Raw genomic sequence first — 15,998 nt, 5'->3', positions numbered from 1 at the left:
TAACTTCTATTTAGAACTTATGTCTTGTAAATGTATTTCGAGAGCCTTGACGGAAATGTTTATTTCCCAGATACATACGCATAGGGAAGCGGCCAGTAGCAGCAGTGCGACACCGAATATCCAGGCGGCAATGATTTGCCATGAAATATAGATAAAGAACATGGAAATTACGCAAAGGAGCAGACTGAGTATCCCGAGTATCTGCATCGAACGGGTCAGGTAAAGCCGTTTGCGGAGGTTTGCAATCTGTGCAATATCTTTCGGATCGTGTGTCTGCTGGTGTTTTTCTTTCAATGTGCGGACCACGCTGGCGTACGACAGGAAACGGTTGGTGTAGGCCAGTAATATTAATGATATGGCTGAAAACAAAAGCGACGGGGTAGTAAGATCTAACATAACTCAAATGTATTTATAGTATTATAACCTGCAAATATCGTAAATAGTTTGTTGTTTTGTATCTTTGTATCCGATAAAGAACGGAAGATATGTTATGTAAAACACGCGGGATCGTCCTGCATGCCATCCCCTATAACGATAAGTACTCTATTATATATATGTATACGGAGGCGTTCGGTCGTACTTCTTATCTGGTGGCGCGCAGTCGTGGAAAGAAGTCGCCTGTTTCCAGGGCGCTGTTTATGCCCCTTTCGGTTTTAGAGATGGAGGTGGAGCATCTGAATAAGCGTGACCTGCACCGGATTCGTGAGACGAAGTTGTGTTATCCGCTGACTGAAGTCTTTTGTAATCCGGTCAAGAATGTGCTGGCGCTTTTCCTGGCGGAAGTATTGTTCCGGGTAGTAAAGGATACGGAGCCTGACCAGCGACTGTTCGATTATTTATATGAATCCATCCACTTGTTAGAGTATGCCGATAAGGGAGTGGCAAATTTCCATCTGGTGTTCCTGCTCCGCCTGCTTCATTATATGGGGATTTATCCGAATGCCGATTCGTATTCGACGGGTTGTTATTTCGATATGCAGAACGGTGTCTTTGTGGATCGCATTCCCATGCACCGGCATTATCTGAACCGGGAAGAGAGTCAGGTCTTTGCCCGCCTCTTGAAAATCAGCTTTGAGAATATGTCGTTGTATTCTTTTTCCCGTCAGGATAGGGTCGGAGTTATCAATCGTATCGTTGAATATTATCGCCTGCATTTGCCGGACTTTCCGGAAATAAAATCCCTCTCCGTTATGCAAAGTCTCTTTGATTGATCAGATTACTGCCTGAATACTTGCCAGTTTGCAGAAAAGATTATACTTTTGCCCCCACTTTATATAAAGTTGCCCCTGTAGTTCAACGGATAGAATAGATGTTTCCTAAACATTAGATAGCAGTTCGATTCTGCTCGGGGGTACAAAAGACCATACTTTTAGGAAGTATGGCCTTTTTTGTTTTCTTTATTCAATCCGAGTGTCGTTTTTGCATTGAGGGGTGAAACGACGGAATGTCCCAGTTGACTTTCTAGTTGTTCACGGGCAACTTGGGCAACTTTTCCTCCCTGGTGTGCTATGTTTGCATGTTCCTGAAATTCTTTGGGGTCCTTTTCTTTTGACAAATCTGTTGTTGCCGCTTCTGCTAGCATATTGAGAACAAGTTCCGTATTTGTCATATTATCCCGTAGATTCTCTTTTTTCAATCCTTTGAATTGTTTGTACTCTTTGGCTGTTTTTCCTGCCCACGTTTTATAGATAATATCAGTAAGTGTTGCGAATTGTATGTCTTCCTGTAAATTGTGTTTCTTCCATTCATCGGTTAGGTCCTTGCGGATTTCGATGGATTTTAATCGTTGGTTTATCCAGCTATCGGAATATCCGAGACGTTTATAATCCATCATAGCTTGTTCGATGGATAGTTCCGGGTCCTGCATCTGATCTAATCGTTCTTTGGCAATCTGGGCTATCCAAAGTTTGAATGGTTCGGCTTTGGGAGAAGGTATAGATTGGATAAGGCGAAAAAGTTGTTCGGTAGTCGCTACATCTGTCAATCTCATTTTACCATCAAGTGAAGGCATTTTCAACTGGCTACAATTTGTAGCCGTTTCATTGCCTTCTTTTCTAAGCCTTGTCTTTAATACGCTCCAATATTTGCGGGGATTATCACTTTCCGTTAGGACTGCTATCACATCGATTATTGAAAAGTACCATTCTTCAGTTTCGTCATCCCAGAGGGTGCGGACTTTCTTTTCCTCAAAAAATTTGATTGCTTCTTTTTTTGTCATAGTCTGTTTTGTAAGTGGTTGCTAAATGGTATATTTATTTATGTGGACAAAAATAGATTAAATAATTCATATAGTAAAGAAATTGTGAATTAAAATATAGAAGGACCATACTTGCAAATATGCTTGTACAGTCCTTCTCTCACTTAACCAGTAATGAAAATCCATCCCGGATTTTCTCCCTTTTATTGATATAAATTTAAACGCATTCCTGTAAGCAGTTCTCCTACTGTAAATGAACCGGTATAACCGTAACAGGTTATTGTAACCGTATCCGAAAGTTTGTTGCCGGATTTTACGGTGATGTTATACATACTACTCCTGTTGGTTGTGAAATTATTGATAATACTAGTGTTGGATGATGTTGCGGAACGACTCTGGAGTGTGTATGTCAGTCCGTTATAGACGGCACGCAATTCTCCCGAAACACCGATATTGGCAGCCAAGTAATTGTCAACCGCAATAGTTGCATTGCTGAATCCCGGAGCACTGATGACTATTTGTTCACGGCTGTCAGGCTGGACCGATTTGAACTGAACGGTCTGCTCTCCGGTTGGTGCCATGTTGTAAGTATAGCTATACCCACCGTTTACGGCATTCCAGCCTGCCTGAGACGTAGTCAAATTCTTTGTTGCAATAAATACAGTCAGCAGATATGTCGGAGGATAATCCGGATATTCGGGAATGGTAAATTTGAGGGTGGCAGAATTGCCTGCTCCATAGGTTACCATGTTATTTCCATTGACAGATACTCCTTCAAACTGACGCGATATCAGTTTGACTTCAGCCGTTTTGAAATAATCGTTCTCTATCGTTATTGTTTCGTTGCTGTTGTCCAGGCTTGTTTTAAAACTCAGTTCTTTAATGCCGGGACTGTATACCCAGTATACATATTTATAGACGCCGTCCTCGAATGCTATTTCCAGGTTCTTGTTCGGCTCTACCGGATACAAGTACTTTGTCGTCACTTCGCATTTCAAAGGATACAGATAGTTTGGAATAACATCCGGTATGCGGAATGATAAAGTCATATCCTGATCTTTGCCGGTATATAATTCAGGAGATAAGGCGGCCGGGTCGAAACTATATAATGTACTGGAAGTAACAGTGATTATACGGGAGAGTTCCCCCGCCTTCACCAATAGGGTCGCTTCATTTTGGCCGGCTGAAACTTTGGCGACACGGGCTGTGATATTCCCGTTACCGTCGTACGACAGGCTGCTGATGATACTACCTCTGTCTTCCTGTACCGAGACACTGATCTTGCTATCGTTCAGCACTTCGTTTTCCGTATAATGTGCTGCAACGTTCAGCGTGCCACCCTGTGTGAACAGGAAATTCAGCCTGCTTACCGTCAGCCGGTTATTGTCGCTGTCGGAGATAGAGGGTGAATCCTTGAAGACTTCGGCATAGATGTTATTGGATACTTCCGAATTTTTGGCATCCGCAAAAGTCGTACTACCATTAGCCTGGTCACTGAATGAATTGATTATGACTTTATACTGAAAGTTTCTGACGATCGTATAAGGTTTTTTATCGGTGTCCAGGAACTGTATTTTGTAATACAGTTCCGGACCTCCTCCTTCCAGGTGGCCTTTGATAATAAGATAAGACTGGTCATTGAAGTAGTTAGGATTCTCGAACATATATTTGGCTTCCAGGTTGCAGTCCGCATCGCTCTGGCTTGTTTTAGAGAGCGTACCCAGAGGCAACGTGGTGGCATTATCCTGTATGATGAACGGGTTTGGAGTCATCTCCGGCATAAACGGCACAACAGTACCGCTGGTTGCCATATTGCCGAGCGCATAACCGGTAACCGTAAAGTTGGATGCTTCGTTTTGCACCGTCACTTTGGCCTGATTACGGAAAAGTGTCACGGATAAAGAAGAAGAAGTAACTTCACTTCTTCCCCAGAAAACCATTTTATTGCCATATAAAGAAGGCATTACTTCCTTTTCATCTTTTTGCAGGGAAGCATTGTCGTTGAAGGAAGACCAGTTGTCGTAGTTGGCTACCACATGGATGATCCCTGTTTCTTCGGGTACTTCTGCTTTAAAAGAACCGCTGCCTACACCGTCTGCCTCCCCGCTGTTCAGTTCGGTTGCCTGAACACGTTCAAGGAACAGTCCGTTCCGGTCGAACGCCAGCAACCAGACATCCGAGAGGTTGTTTTCGAAAGAGGCCGCACGTGTGGCAATCCTATATTCCGGGATGTTTACCGATACCCGCAAAAGCTCTTTGCCCGGTTTCGTTGCTTTCTCCACTTCAAGTTCATTCTGACAGGCGAACAATGCAAGTGAAGCCATTAAATATATGATAACATTTTTCATAACATTTCTATTTTAGAATTTAACATCCCTGACACAACGAACTGACGAGTGCAGTGCATTGAAAGAATTTGTATTACCCACTCTGGGGTCCATGAACTGTACGGCAGAACTGGCCCTGGCACTCCAGTACCAGCTACCTTCCAAGATCTTTTTTACTTCTGCCACCTTGATATTCTGAAGTACATCGATCAGATAGACCTCAGCCAGGGTAGGCATACGCCAATCCGAATACCTTTCATTGGTGGTGGCATCGTTTTCCACATATGCTGCGCATTTATCCCTTGAGTTCGTATAGCTGTCTGCCGTTGTCACCCCGTGCTGGGATGCCAGCATAAGACGTGGCGATATACGGCGGTTGTTTTCTTCCGTATCGATGGTCTGGCCCTCGCTGTCTGTCAGCGGATTTCCTAATACGGCATTGTTTCTGATATATTCTGCATATGATTTACCTAATGCAGGATTGGCTGCATAATGGGTGTATCCGCTTCCGAAATCTTCGTCAAACTCATCCGGATCGGGTAGGGAAGAGAAGTCGGCAACGAAAGAACCGATCACGAACATCTTATTATTGTTCTGTCCCTGGCTACCGCCCGGTGCGTCGGCGGAAATATCAGAGCCTATATATAAGGCGGGATATTGTAAAACCGTTACTTTCTGTGTCAGACCTACGCCGTTTTTTACGATGAAAGTGATCTCTTTGGCAACGAAGTTTTCAGGTAATGCGCTGACTATGATGATATCACCGGTTTTTACATTATGCGAATAGTTGATAAAAACTCCTTCACTGCCGTTTACGATCTCCTTGCCATTGACAGCTATATCAGATACTTCGACATCCGGTGTGGATGACTGGAACGTGGTTGTAAATTTAGTGCTGTTAGGTAACTTTATATTTGTATCCTCTACATAGATAAAGTTGAAACCTTCCACTGCAACGATCACCTCTTTGGTTGTCCAGTCTTTTATCACATAATTGGCACTGATCTCGATTGCAGTCTCAGGAGTGGGTGATCCCGGCTGGTCTACCAGAACTGTTATGTCGTACAGGTGGTTGCGTTCTAATCTGTATATTGCATTACGTTCAGCCTCCTGTTCTTCGGATGGATTTGCCGTATCATCGGCCGGAATACGGAAGTTGACAGGCACTTTATAATAGTTCTGTGCATACTCCTTGCCATCAGGGCCTGTTGCCGGGATGTTGACTATCAGATAGGTTTCATTCTGTTTCTTCAGGCTCCAGTCGTTCGGATAGGAATAGACAACAATTTTATCTGTTCCCGTACCGGGGGTAATACCGGTAAAACCGGACATACTTTGTAACTGAGGAACAACCGGATTACCGTTTTCCAGTACGGAGATATTTGTTGCGTACTGGAACAGCTTTTTGCTGATGGTTCCGCCGGCGAAAGCCGAGAAGCTGTTCGTATAGGCTGTCGATACCCTGATTTTTGATGCTGCCCGTTTCAGTGAGACTGCAATTTCCTTGTTAACGACACGTCCGTCATTCAGGATATTGGCGGCAGTACCGTCCATCAGAAAACTGTCCTGTATTTTATCGGGATTCAATGCTGATACATTCAATGCCTTCAGGTCTGAGCGGCTAAGTCCGCCAGCCGGTATGCTCCCGGAATAGTTGGATACCACATAAGTATTATAAGTTGCATTCTGGACAAACTGATCCTGCGTAGCATGCAGTGTTGCGGTATATTCCCCGCTTCCTGTCTGCTCCGGAGAAGGGGTGATATGCTGGTAGAAAGAACAAGTTTCCTGCTCTTCCCTGTAAATGAAAACGTCCAGTGTCTTGATCAGGTTTTCATTCAGATCATTTTCTCCAACTTCCGTATCGGCCCGGGTGACGGCCGGTTGCGACAGGGATAGCCGGAGGGCTATCTTGCCGGAACCGGATACAGCCTCCGGCTGGTCCATCAGTTCCTCCTGGCTACAGGAAGAGAACAGCAGGACCAGTGCCGATATCAATTGAATGATGTAGATATTATTTCGTTTCATAACCCTTTTCTCCTTTTATTTATATTCTGTTTGTGTGATCAGAATATCCGTGTCGTTGTTACCCGGCAGCGCCCGCTGTCCGTTGCTGCGGACCGGATTGATCTTTAACTTTTGCCCTTCGGCGGTGATATAGAGATAGACTTTCCTTTCCTGGCTGTTCCAGGGTCTGGAAGCTCCTACCTTGATTTCATATGTATTGTCGCCGGCAATCCCTTTCGATATGGCAAGTTTGCCATTGGTAGAACCTTCCGTTCCGAAAGTAAACTCCAGGCCGTTTGTCAGTGTCGCTGTCCAGACAGCTCCGGCCGGGGCCGTCAGTTTGAAGTTATAACTGGCATACGATGTACTGTTCTGTGATTCACCGTTCAGCACATAAGGATACTGTACGATTCCTGTTGCTGCTTCCGTGTTATTGGCACTGAAGCTGTAATCTCCCTCATTAACCACATGGCCGATCTGTGAGGATGATTTCGTCCACGGCAAAGTGGTTGTTTTAAGTATCAGCAGATTATCCGGATTATCAAGCATCGCGATAATGCGGTAGACCGTGTTGCGTTTCAGACTGTACTTATCGGTTGTTTGTCCGTTGTCGGTGATGTACCCCTTATACCGGTGGCTCACCCCGTCTATGTCTGCTGTTATCAACAGGTAAGGAGTAACGTTTGGATCAGGGTCTGCCGATGCAGCAATATTCTGGTAACTGTAAAAAGATTCCGTCGCATTGGCGGGAATAATTCCTGACATATCATCCGGCATGACTCCCAGTACATTGTTGCTACTGATCGTTCTGAGGTCATTTTGAGTTTCGACCGGCGATACCATGATCGTATTCTGATATTCTCCCCGTGTATTGGTTATTTGGTTGACCAGTTCGATGGACTTTAAAATAACCGTGTTGTTCTCTAACCTTCTGCTTTTGAACATATATACATCCAGGCGGGCAACGAGTCTTTCCATTGGAATAGTGGCATCTGTCACAAGACCGTCGATTTGAACCACCTGTTTTCCGACCATCAATAGGTTTGTATCTTTAAACCCGTTCTTGTTCGATATAGTCATCGTTTCCAACTTCGGCAAGAGTTTGGAACCGTCGGGTATCATCGAATAAACTTTATCCTCGTCGTTGTAATTGCCGATGGCATAGATGATTTTATCCTGTGGTGAGACCTGAATTGACCGGGTTAACTCGTCCACGTATTGCGGAGTGATAACCGGGATTAATTCCGAGTATTCGCATACGCCGTTTTCCTTGTTGAATATGTAAAGTGCCAGGCTGGAGAATTTACCGTTGCCACCTTTTACCTTGTTCTCTTTATGAATTTAAACAACTAAAATTCAGATAAGTTTTAGAAAGTATGTAGAATAAGAAATTTTGACATAACATTTAGTTTTGATGATACTATTTAAGGTTAAAAGGGCTCAAAAGTAACATAATCGTCGCCTAAATAACCGGATAGTTCATCGTAATATATATGTAGGTCGTCAAAGTAAATATAGTCTCCGTTAGAGTATTCCATATAAATTGTTCTGTAGTCGTCATCCCATTCCCACCAAAAAGTAGATTCCAATTCTTCATAGTCATCCGGAAATCTGAAATAGCGGGTGATAATTTCTTCGCCCCTGCCGTCAGAATGGAAAATAAGCCGTTGTGTGCAATAGAAATTATCAATGTCTGTATACTCGTCAAACCAGCCAGAGCCATTGCATAAAATATACTCCGGATCTTCTATGGGATCAAGCGGCTTATCCTCGCAACTATTGAATCCGCAAAGGATGGTAAGTAAAAAGATGAGACTGAGTATGTTTTTCTTTTTCATAACGGTTACTTTTGTTGAGTACAAAGATACTCTTTGTTTTTACAATTGTGCAACTTATAGCTGCACAATTGTGTATGAAGTTATTCCGGCAATTCATTTTCTTCCGGTTCATCCCACTCGCCGTTGTTCCCGATGATCAGGTTGAAGGTGTTTTCTGTTTCATCCGGTTTGGGAGGCGTATATAAGATACCTGTGTAGCGGATTATTTTGTTGGCGATGGGAATAATATCGGTTACTGTCCGCTTTCGCAGTACCTGATTATCCGAACCGGTGGCCGTGAGCGTGACGGATATCTTTTCATCACCTGTCGGAATAAAGGAATAAAAGGAATGGATTTTACCGGATTGTCCTTTTTCTTCCGTTTTGAATTCATAAGAGAAATCGTTGGGCCCAGCAGATACGATTCCTTTTCCGGTCAGGATATCGAGCCGGTCGGGATGATTGCTGACTGCCAGTTCAAACCGGACGATATCTTCCGGAATCTTGTCGGCTGCCTTAAACTCTATCCGGCTGACAATCCGTTGCAGGTTTATATCGACGTTGGTTTCGTCTCCTTCTTTCAACTGGAGCTCCTGGCCATTATAGAATGAATCAGATAGTTCGTCAAAGCTGAAAGCGTTTTCTGAAAATGTAGCTTTTTGTGACTGATGAGCCAGCAGGTAAATCTGATAATTGCCGGCAGGAAGCGTGTCGTAAACAATGCCGAAGTCCGGTTCTGCGTCTGCATGATAAGTCCGGTGTTTTACCAACTCCGGCTGGTCGCCGTCTTTGTAAACCAGATATTCGATGGCAGAACATAACTCTTTTAACTCTTTGTCTGGATTGTCTCCATCCGGAACAGTCGGTTCGGGCACCGTGTTAGGTGGCATACTGCGGGTAGAGGAGAACGGAAGTACCTCTTTTTGAAGTTGAACACTAAATTGTACAGGAAATAAATTCTTTACAATTTCAAATTCGTCCGAAGCCGGATCACTACAACCTGCCAGCCAAAACAGGCAGGCTACTGCACATAATTCTTTCTTTTTCATAGCAAGGAAAATGTTAATGATAAAATCTACACAAAGAAAATACTTATTTTGGAATTTAGAAAATATTAAGGAGGGAACTTGCAGATTATGAGCGGAACTTTTTTAGATTTGTAGAAAACAGACTCAATGTAATAACCTTAAAATTAAAAGAAATGGCACGTCCAGTAACATTATGTACCCTTCAATGGGGGGATTTACCCCTCGAAACAGTTTGTGAAAAAGCGAAAGCATTCGGATATGACGGATTGGAACTGGGGTTACCCAACCATCTGGATGTCCGGCGAACGGATCAGGCCTATTATGACGGCATAAAAGAATTGCTTGCCAAATATGACCTGCAACTTTATTGTATCTCTATCCATCTGATCAGCCAGGCGGTTTGCGATACTATCGACCAGCGGCATAAGGCGGTTCTGCCTGATTGTATCTGGGGCGACGGTGAACCGGAAGGTGTGCGTCAGCGTGCAGCCGAGTATATGGTGCAGACGGCGCGTGCGGCAAAAGCTTTAGGTATCGACACGGTTGCCGGATTTACCGGTAGTCCTATCTGGCATTGGCTTTATTCTTTCCCTCCCGTTACAGATCAGATGATTGAAGACGGTTATGCCGATTTCGCCCGCCGTTTTATCCCGATCATGGATGAATATCAGAAGTTAGGTGTCCGTTATGGTCTGGAGGTGCATCCGACGGAAATAGCATTCGATACTTATTCTGCCCGTAAAGCGCTCGATGCGCTGAATAATCATCCGGCATTCGGGTTCAATTACGATCCGAGCCATATGGGATATCAGGGGGTAGATTATGTGGATTTCATTTATCAGTTCTCCGACCGCATTTTCCACGTACATATGAAAGATGTATACTGGAGTGATAGCCCTAAGCAGATCGGTGTGTTCGGCGGCCATTCCACTTTCGGCGATTCCCGCCGCTTCTGGAATTTCCGTAGTATGGGACGCGGACGGATTTGTTTCGAAGAGATTATCCGTGCTCTGAACGATATCGGTTATCAGGGGCCGTTGTCCGTTGAGTGGGAAGACAGCGCGATGGACCGTGAACATGGAGCACGCGAATCGTGTGCCTTCGTTAAACAGGTCGATTTCCAGCCTTCGGGGCATGCTTTCGATGCTTTTTTTGATAAAGGTCGATAGTTGATAATCAGCGGAAGCTCACTTATTTCTAAATTGTAATTCTATACAGTGATTGTTGGTGTATCATTATTTTAAAAAATCGGCATTTTGTCTATCTTTATGATGGTAAAATGCCTTTTTTTATAACCGAAATATTCTCTCATATCCTCTTTTGGGAATACTTGATTATGTGTTTATTAACATAAAAGATCGGTTTTTTCTCCTCTGCAGCCGAAAAACATTTCGTTTTAAACAAAAGTAGATCTCGTTTTAAATGAAATTTATTTCTATTGTAAGCTAGATTTAGCTTGTTTTAAACGCTTCAAAAACTCAAAAAAGAGTTTTTGAAGCGTTAGATTCTATGTTAAAGAACACATCTTGTTTTTGGAACAACAGATATAATAAGTGTTTTTGTAATGTCTATAACTTAGTAAAATTGCTACATGGATAATGTAATGATATTTAAAATCCATGATACAATGTCGTTGCGATCTTTATTGTTTAATTATTCTGTCTTTTTGTCGATCTGAATCTCCTCTACATTTGCATAAAAATAAGCAACGCAAGATACTATCCGGTACAGCTTACTCATAAGGTATATAATATAGCATTTTGTCAATTCAGAGTTGCCGGACAAAGTCGTTTCACATTTTTCTAAATTGGCACATCGGCACATAACCCCATTGGCTCATAATTCAGTATATTTCCTCTATAAATAAACAAACGTGAGTTCGAAATAAGTACCATAACCTTCCTCAGAATAACAGTCAAGCCATGTTTAATAACATGTATGTGTAAAAATATAACAAAAAGTTTGTATTAAAGAAAAATAAACCTGTCCTTTGACGAAAAGATTTTAACTATGAAAAACACAAAGAGATAACATTGCCACAGTCTTGACTATGAAATGTATGATCTTTGGGAGGGAGTCTGTATAAGGGTCCCTTTTTTCTTATTATTTTCTGTGTAATAAAAGTTACACTAACCTTATTTCGAACTCCCGTTAAAATAAGATCACTTTGTAGCTGTCCCTACATTTTGTCTATGTAGAGAGTGATAAATAATTTCCTCTTCGAGCTTGTTTGTCTCAGACGCAATTCCTTGCCAGAGCGTGCCTGTATACCAGTTTGCAAAAACGGGGTTTACTCCACCACAAATATAAGGGTCTTGGAACGCTCATTAAGAAGCAACCATTAATTCACCAATGGCATATAAGGTTGCTTTTTAGCTAATAAATTCCAAATAACAACGAGTAGCTTTCGAGCATTTGCCATTAAAGCCTTGTTGTGATTCATTCTCTTTTTCAAGGTATGATATCTGCTATAAAATTTAGATGTTTGAGTCCTGCAGGCTCCCCATGCACATTGTGTAAGCATAACACGTAAATACTTGTTTCCATGTAAAGTCTTTCTTCCTTTGATCTTTCCTGCACTTTGATCATTTCGCGGTCTTAATCCAGCCCAGCCAACTAAAGCTGATGCTGTTAGAAAGGCTTTCATGTCAACACCGATTTCTGCTATGATTCTCATAGCGCTTTCCTCTTTTATCCCAGGAGCTGTTTGAAGGATTTCCAGTTCCTCGGCATAATGTCCCTCGCAAATTATTCGCATTTTCTCTTTACACTCAAGAAGCTGACGATCATAAAGTTCCACTTCTTCCAAACTCATTTTAAGCATGTCTCTGTCTGATGAAGATACAATACCAGTCAAAGACGACTTAATAACCTCATGACAATGTTTATTACGAATACGCTTGTGAACCAACAGAGCTAATACTTCAGAATCAGTTTCACCACAGATTAATGCATTGACCACCTTACGCATGGATTTACAACCAATATCAGAAACATAATTACTCAAACGAATATTGCAACGTTGCAACGTTAGATCGATAGCAGATTCAGCTTGCTGTTTGCGACGAGTCAAATGGAAGATACGACGACTGTACTGACGTAATTCCTGTATTTTTGAATCAGGAATATAACTTCCCTTAATTAGCTCTTTCTGAAGAACAGTCGCAATCCATTGGGCATCTTTAATATCAGTTTTACGACCAGGGAGTTGACGGATGAAATAAGGGTTAACCAATTTAACATCAAAATCGCATTCCAAAATGCGCCAAATAGGAACCCAATAAATACTGGTGCTTTCCATTGCAACTTTACCAACACCATGAGAGACTAAAGTGTCACGAAGGCGATCCAGTTCCGGTGTTAAAGTTCCAAACACATCTTCAATTTTCTCACCGTTTGCTGTGAGAATACACATAAAGACACTATCTTTATGCACATCAAGACCACAAACTCTGTCCATAAGATATAGTTTTTTTGTATTACAACTTTAAAATAACGAAAGTCGGTGGAATAACAGCAGGGAGTGGTCTTTATTTTTATTAGACGCGCTTATAAATCTCAATTTTTATGTAAGTTTGTCATAGAAAAAAGATCGAGGCTCGGGTATCGGACATATTTGTCCGGTATCCGGCCTCTTTGTTTTTTATACAAATCAGTTAAACCTTAGATCAATACGTCCTCAGACTTGTGCATCGTTAACCGTTAACCTCGGTGCTTCAAGTAGAAACAACTTAAAAAGAAACTAGTATGAAATATCTAATAGAAAAAGTATCCGGGTACTTCCCGCTGTATACGACTCTGTTTTTATCGCTCAAATCACAAACCTTCATTCAGGCAAATGCTCCCCCTAAATGTATTTCTCATTCCAATCACAATAACAATCAAACAGCAACGAATCATGAAAATAAATAGAACATGGGGCCATACAGAACTGGCCCGATTATATTTTCCGGGTATTCAGCCCAAGTCTGCCTCCGCTCAACTAGCCCGATGGATCAGGCTGGATGAAGACCTTTTTGTCGAATTAACGAAGGCCGGATACAAGAAAGGACAACGTATGTATTCCCCTCGTCAGGTAGCTATTCTGGTAGACCATTTGGGCGAACCTGAAACCAGGGAAATCCGCTAAAAAACGGGTAAAATGAACCGAAACACCGAAAAACGGGAAAAAATGCAGTTTTTAACCCCTTTATACATTAATGTACGCGTGTACATTATATACATATAGATAGTGATATCTTTATGGTATAGGGTCTGAAAATGTTCTGTAGGCTATGAAAAATAAGGTTTTTGTGTGATTTGGGAGATGACTAGAAAAAACGTTCCTTTTTTCTAGTCACAAATTTACGGATAAGTTTTGAAACTACAACCAAAAGGCTAAAATTAATTTACGAATGTATCTTCTTTCTTATCAACTGAATACGAAAGTGAGTACGAAATTATCTCTTTTTGTGACCAAACAAAATCCCTCAAAAAAAATGACTAGAAAAAAGGAACGTTTAATCTAGTCATTGGTATTAAACAGACTTACTAGTTAATGATATTAAACTTACTAAAAGCAAGACTTCAGTCGAGGTGGAGCGAATAAAAATGATTACAATGAGAAATTCATACCTATTGAGTATTTTATTGGTGGCTTCAGGCATTTCAGGTTTGTCTGCACAGATCCCGTTGATACCGAACGAAGCGAGAGCTTTGTATAATTATCAGATGAAGGATCGTGTCGCTCCAGTTGTTGTCGCTGATGAAAACCTGACAGTGAATGAGATTTATCGCTCACCGGTTGACGGTTGCTATTTTGGTATCGGCGACGCTCGTAATACCTATGATCCGGCAGGTATCGATTGCGAAGAATGTGAAAATGCCGGCGGCCGTGCCAAAATCAACGGTTCGTATGTATGGGGCCTGACTGAGTCCGACAAAAAAATATACTGGGGAACCATTAATAACCTGCTTTGCCAGGCAGCCTCAATGGCTGGCAGTGAAGAAACGGCCAATCCTTTGCTGACTCCTTATGAAACAACTTGTTGGGTTTGCGAAAATGAGAAAGGAGCCAATGGCGACCTGTTAGGTCAGCTTGGTGACATGCTTCCTCCCCGTGTTTTTGTGTACGATCCGGCCGATGGTACGGTAAGAGATATTACTCCGGATACGGATGCTGCCGCAACATGTACCGGTTTTCGTTCGGCAGGTTCGCACAAAGGAGTTGTATTTATGGGCGGCCCGGATTTTGTTCATGGACTGACCCTGTTTGCTTATGATTCGGAAAATAATCGATTCATGGGAGCCAGCCATCTGGAAACCCTCTCCCACGAAAATTTCAAAATCACCAATATACGTAAATGGCATGTTATTGAAGGTGTCCTCTATTGTGGAGTTAAATATGAGACAGGCGATAAGTCAGGCGGTGCAATTCTGCGCTGGAATGGAAGCAAAGAAGACCCCTTCAATTTCGAAATAGTAGGGTATACAGAAGGCGAAGCCTCTGAATTAGAATACCATAACGGACGTATTTATGTAGGCGGCTGGCCGGTAGGAACTACCCCGGCAGGCGTTTACCGTAGTCCTTTAATCCCGGCCGGCGGATTTACTGCTGCCGATGCAATCACTTGGGAAACCGTATGGCGCTACTCTGCTTACGAGAACGATGCGCTCTGCCTGTTGACAGCCGGAGTAGGCGGTTTCAAATCATATAAAGGCCAGTTATACTGGGGGATGCTGTATACAACCTGGGCCTATCCGATGATGTTGCCTGCTGTATATGGTTTGAAGACCGGCGATGAATTACTAACAGGTATCCTGGGAGTACTTCGTAGTGCTCCGTTGTTCCGGGCAACCGATTTTTCAACCCCTGAGGATGTTGAATTATTATATGGCGAAGAGAGACTGCCGAAATATAATACCACCTCGAAAGAATGGAAAATCCTGAAAAACGGTATGGGAGTAAAGCCTAAATGGGGACGTTCGGGTCTGGGAAATCTGTATACGAACTATATATGGTCGATGGAAGTGTATAACGACCGTCTGTATGTGGGTACCATGGATATGTCGAACCTGATCAAACCGGCAATCAAAACGTTGATGCCTTCTTATGCCTCTCTGGTAAGCATGTTAAAACTAGATGAAAGCAAATACGGATACGAACTCTTGCTAATAGATGATCCGGATACGGAACCGACGCTTTTTACCGATAACGGTATGGATAATGCAGCCGCTTACGGTGTACGTAATATGCTGGTTTACGATGATTATATGTATGTAGGAACGGCTAATCCGCTAAACCTCGATGAAAACGGTGGCTGGCAGTTATTTACTTTAAAAGACAGCCGGATCATTACCGGTAACGAAAAAGCACCTTCGGTAGCGCGCCTGCTAATCAGTCAAACTGAGCAGGCTATTCAATTCTCTCTGATGGACGGTGATCTGATCAAACAGATTAAACTAATCGATATGAACGGACGGAATATTCGTCAGGTTGAAGGTAACACGACGCAGTTGACGGTTTCGTTAACAGGCTTGTCGGCAGGTGTATATATCGCTACGGTCTATAACGGAGGCGATCCGATATCGACAAAAGTGATAGTTAGGTGATTTATAGAGAATTAAATAACAGTTTTTATTA

Annotated in this window: 12 protein-coding genes and 1 tRNA gene; 5 read left to right on the top strand and 8 right to left on the bottom strand. The window is 42.5% G+C overall.

Translation table 11 applies throughout. From position 1 onward, the window contains the following. Window positions 1-6 precede the first annotated feature (6 nt). A complete protein-coding gene (locus HMPREF1535_RS04770; protein ID WP_007655188.1) occupies window positions 7-396 on the bottom strand; it encodes a DUF2721 domain-containing protein in 390 nt (129 codons plus the stop codon). 89 nt (window positions 397-485) lie between these two features. On the opposite strand from HMPREF1535_RS04770, the gene recO reads away from it, so the two are divergent. Beyond that, the gene (gene recO / locus HMPREF1535_RS04765) at window positions 486-1,211 is read left to right on the top strand and encodes a DNA repair protein RecO (RefSeq protein WP_007655187.1); all 726 of its coding nucleotides are present in this window, start codon (window positions 486-488) and stop codon (window positions 1,209-1,211) included. A gap of 71 nt (window positions 1,212-1,282) precedes the next feature. Beyond that, window positions 1,283-1,354 (top strand) — tRNA-Arg (locus HMPREF1535_RS04760). Window positions 1,355-1,369: 15 nt separating this feature from the next. Here HMPREF1535_RS04760 and HMPREF1535_RS04755 read toward each other — a convergent pair. From HMPREF1535_RS04755 to HMPREF1535_RS04730, 6 genes are all read right to left on the bottom strand, one after another. Further along, window positions 1,370-2,218, bottom strand: coding sequence for a BRO-N domain-containing protein (locus tag HMPREF1535_RS04755; protein WP_007655178.1), 849 nt, complete (start codon window positions 2,216-2,218; stop codon window positions 1,370-1,372). A 182-nt stretch (window positions 2,219-2,400) separates the two neighbouring features. Further along, window positions 2,401-4,545, bottom strand: coding sequence for a hypothetical protein (locus tag HMPREF1535_RS04750; RefSeq protein WP_046145440.1), 2,145 nt, complete (start codon window positions 4,543-4,545; stop codon window positions 2,401-2,403). Between the two features lie 12 nt (window positions 4,546-4,557). After that, window positions 4,558-6,552: a fimbrial tip adhesin FimD gene (fimD, locus tag HMPREF1535_RS04745; RefSeq protein ID WP_007655173.1), complete on the bottom strand. Its 1,995-nt coding sequence runs from the start codon at window positions 6,550-6,552 to the stop codon at window positions 4,558-4,560. 15 nt (window positions 6,553-6,567) lie between these two features. Continuing rightward, window positions 6,568-7,746, bottom strand: a complete 1,179-nt coding sequence (locus HMPREF1535_RS04740; RefSeq protein WP_222861284.1) for a DUF4906 domain-containing protein — start codon at window positions 7,744-7,746, stop codon at window positions 6,568-6,570. A 215-nt stretch (window positions 7,747-7,961) separates the two neighbouring features. After that, the gene (locus HMPREF1535_RS04735) at window positions 7,962-8,369 is read right to left on the bottom strand and encodes a hypothetical protein (RefSeq protein WP_007655171.1); all 408 of its coding nucleotides are present in this window, start codon (window positions 8,367-8,369) and stop codon (window positions 7,962-7,964) included. 80 nt (window positions 8,370-8,449) lie between these two features. Then, the gene (locus HMPREF1535_RS04730; RefSeq protein WP_046145439.1) at window positions 8,450-9,397 is read right to left on the bottom strand and encodes a FimB/Mfa2 family fimbrial subunit; all 948 of its coding nucleotides are present in this window, start codon (window positions 9,395-9,397) and stop codon (window positions 8,450-8,452) included. A 152-nt stretch (window positions 9,398-9,549) separates the two neighbouring features. Between HMPREF1535_RS04730 and HMPREF1535_RS04725 the strand changes: the two genes are divergently transcribed. Then, the gene (locus HMPREF1535_RS04725; protein ID WP_046145438.1) at window positions 9,550-10,545 is read left to right on the top strand and encodes a sugar phosphate isomerase/epimerase family protein; all 996 of its coding nucleotides are present in this window, start codon (window positions 9,550-9,552) and stop codon (window positions 10,543-10,545) included. 1,172 nt (window positions 10,546-11,717) lie between these two features. On the opposite strand, the gene HMPREF1535_RS04720 is transcribed toward HMPREF1535_RS04725, so the two are convergent. Beyond that, window positions 11,718-12,836 (bottom strand): IS110 family RNA-guided transposase, encoded by a 1,119-nt coding sequence (locus HMPREF1535_RS04720; RefSeq protein ID WP_046145437.1) that lies wholly within the window; start codon window positions 12,834-12,836, stop codon window positions 11,718-11,720. A gap of 438 nt (window positions 12,837-13,274) precedes the next feature. Between HMPREF1535_RS04720 and HMPREF1535_RS04715 the strand changes: the two genes are divergently transcribed. Continuing rightward, window positions 13,275-13,505, top strand: a complete 231-nt coding sequence (locus tag HMPREF1535_RS04715; protein WP_046145436.1) for a DUF4248 domain-containing protein — start codon at window positions 13,275-13,277, stop codon at window positions 13,503-13,505. Between the two features lie 470 nt (window positions 13,506-13,975). After that, window positions 13,976-15,967, top strand: coding sequence for a T9SS type A sorting domain-containing protein (locus tag HMPREF1535_RS04710; RefSeq protein ID WP_046145435.1), 1,992 nt, complete (start codon window positions 13,976-13,978; stop codon window positions 15,965-15,967). The last annotated feature ends 31 nt before the right edge of the window (window positions 15,968-15,998 follow it).

The sequence above is a fragment of the Parabacteroides goldsteinii DSM 19448 = WAL 12034 genome (genome assembly GCF_000969835.1).
In the GTDB taxonomy this organism is placed as follows: domain Bacteria; phylum Bacteroidota; class Bacteroidia; order Bacteroidales; family Tannerellaceae; genus Parabacteroides; species Parabacteroides goldsteinii.
Note: the sequence above shows the minus strand (reverse complement) of the source record. Positions and strands in the feature narration are given on the sequence as shown.

Coding starts and splice junctions, on each gene's coding strand:
- recO (WP_007655187.1), top strand. CDS start 486: ATGTTATGTAAAACACGCGGGATCGTCCTGCATGCCATCCCCTATAAC.
- HMPREF1535_RS04755 (WP_007655178.1), bottom strand. CDS start 2,218: ATGACAAAAAAAGAAGCAATCAAATTTTTTGAGGAAAAGAAAGTCCGC.
- HMPREF1535_RS04730 (WP_046145439.1), bottom strand. CDS start 9,397: ATGAAAAAGAAAGAATTATGTGCAGTAGCCTGCCTGTTTTGGCTGGCA.
- fimD (WP_007655173.1), bottom strand. CDS start 6,552: ATGAAACGAAATAATATCTACATCATTCAATTGATATCGGCACTGGTC.
- HMPREF1535_RS04715 (WP_046145436.1), top strand. CDS start 13,275: ATGAAAATAAATAGAACATGGGGCCATACAGAACTGGCCCGATTATAT.
- HMPREF1535_RS04770 (WP_007655188.1), bottom strand. CDS start 396: ATGTTAGATCTTACTACCCCGTCGCTTTTGTTTTCAGCCATATCATTA.
- HMPREF1535_RS04725 (WP_046145438.1), top strand. CDS start 9,550: ATGGCACGTCCAGTAACATTATGTACCCTTCAATGGGGGGATTTACCC.
- HMPREF1535_RS04750 (WP_046145440.1), bottom strand. CDS start 4,545: ATGAAAAATGTTATCATATATTTAATGGCTTCACTTGCATTGTTCGCC.
- HMPREF1535_RS04735 (WP_007655171.1), bottom strand. CDS start 8,369: ATGAAAAAGAAAAACATACTCAGTCTCATCTTTTTACTTACCATCCTT.
- HMPREF1535_RS04710 (WP_046145435.1), top strand. CDS start 13,976: ATGAGAAATTCATACCTATTGAGTATTTTATTGGTGGCTTCAGGCATT.
- HMPREF1535_RS04720 (WP_046145437.1), bottom strand. CDS start 12,836: ATGGACAGAGTTTGTGGTCTTGATGTGCATAAAGATAGTGTCTTTATG.